The 716-nt window shown below is 53.5% G+C and carries 1 protein-coding gene; it reads right to left on the reverse strand.

The window, feature by feature from the left end; translation table 11 throughout:
- A partial coding sequence (locus tag APU02_RS23850) for a phage portal protein (RefSeq protein WP_072197188.1) occupies nt 1-716 on the reverse strand: 716 nt, incomplete at both ends.

The following is a 716-nucleotide window of genomic DNA, read 5'->3' on the forward strand; positions in this document are numbered from 1 at the left end:
TAGTACGCGGCACGTCCGGCGCTGTCGGCGCGCAGCAGTCCTTCTACAGAGAACTCTGCGAACACCTCATCATCGCTGTCCAGCAGGCACCGTCCTATTTCCTGTTCTATGTTCACCAACAGGGGTCGCAGGGTATGTGTCAGGAACTGGAGGTTCATGCCCTCCAGACTGGATGCCCAGCTGCTTTGCTTCGTGGTGTGACCGACCATGAAAGGCGGAACGCGAAACCAGCGACAGATTTCCTCAATACTGAAAGAGCGGCTTTCCAGCATCTGGGCGTCTTCGGGATTCATTGTGACGCCCTGGTACTTCAATCCGCCTTCAAGCACCATGATTTTCCCGGCATTTTTTGAACCCGTAAATGCAGCCATGTAGCTGCGAAGTCTTTCACGTTGTTCGTCAGACAGCGCATTGTCAGCGGAGAGAAAACCTGAACTCTGAAGCCCCTGTTCAAATATCTTCGCAGCAGACTCCTCAACCGCCATTGCAGAACCGATCACATCCCGGCCTGTTTTCATCGGCATCATGCCGCAAACGCCGTCAAGACCGAACCCGCGAATGTGCATGATGTTTTTGACGGGAATGACGCGCTCGTTACCGTTTTCAGTGTATTTGTATTCCAGCGCCCCGGTCGTGAGACGTTTAACCACCATGTTCTGCGGCAGCAAAGGCACCAGCGAAACCAGGCGGTTTGCGATGAATTTCTTCTCAAGGTA

This window comes from Citrobacter sp. 50677481 (genome assembly GCF_001463265.1).
Lineage (GTDB): Bacteria > Pseudomonadota > Gammaproteobacteria > Enterobacterales > Enterobacteriaceae > Citrobacter_A > Citrobacter_A sedlakii.